Annotated in this window: 1 protein-coding gene; it reads left to right on the top strand. The window is 60.7% G+C overall.

The features are described 5' to 3' along the window. On the top strand, positions 1-731 hold a 731-nt coding region (locus UCMB321_RS09080), incomplete at both ends, for an electron transfer flavoprotein subunit beta/FixA family protein (protein WP_040065587.1).

Genomic DNA, 731 nt, shown 5'->3' with positions numbered 1-731 from the left:
GTAGCTGTCAAACGCGTTGTCGATTACAACGTCAAGGTTCGCGTCAAGGCGGACAATTCCGGCGTCGACCTCGCCAACGTCAAGATGTCGATGAACCCGTTCTGCGAAATCGCAGTGGAAGAAGCGGTACGTCTGAAGGAAAAAGGCGTGGCGACTGAAATCGTCGTCGTCTCCGTCGGCCCGTCCACCGCTCAGGAGCAACTGCGCACCGCGCTGGCCCTGGGTGCCGACCGTGCCATCCTGGTGGAATCGGCTGAAGAGCTGACCTCCCTGGCCGTGGCCAAGCTGCTCAAGGCCGTGGTCGACAAGGAACAGCCACAGCTGGTGATCCTCGGCAAACAGGCCATCGACAGCGACAACAACCAGACCGGCCAGATGCTGGCGGCCCTGAGCGGTTACGCCCAAGGCACCTTCGCCTCGAAAGTCGAAGTGGCCGGCGACAAGGTTGCCGTGACCCGCGAAATCGACGGCGGCCTGCAGACCGTGTCGCTGAGCCTGCCGGCCATCGTCACCACCGACCTGCGTTTGAACGAGCCGCGTTATGCGTCCCTGCCGAACATCATGAAAGCCAAGAAGAAGCCGCTTGAAACGCTGACTCCGGATGCTTTGGGCGTTTCCACCGCCTCCACCAACAAGACCCTGAAAGTCGAAGCGCCGGCTGCTCGCAGCGCGGGTATCAAGGTCAAGTCGGTTGCAGAACTGGTCGAGAAACTGAAAAACGAAGCGAAGGT

It is taken from the genome of Pseudomonas batumici (assembly GCF_000820515.1).
Taxonomy (GTDB): domain Bacteria; phylum Pseudomonadota; class Gammaproteobacteria; order Pseudomonadales; family Pseudomonadaceae; genus Aquipseudomonas; species Aquipseudomonas batumici.
The sequence above is the reverse complement of the archived record's forward strand: the minus strand, read 5'-3'. Positions and strand labels throughout refer to the sequence as shown.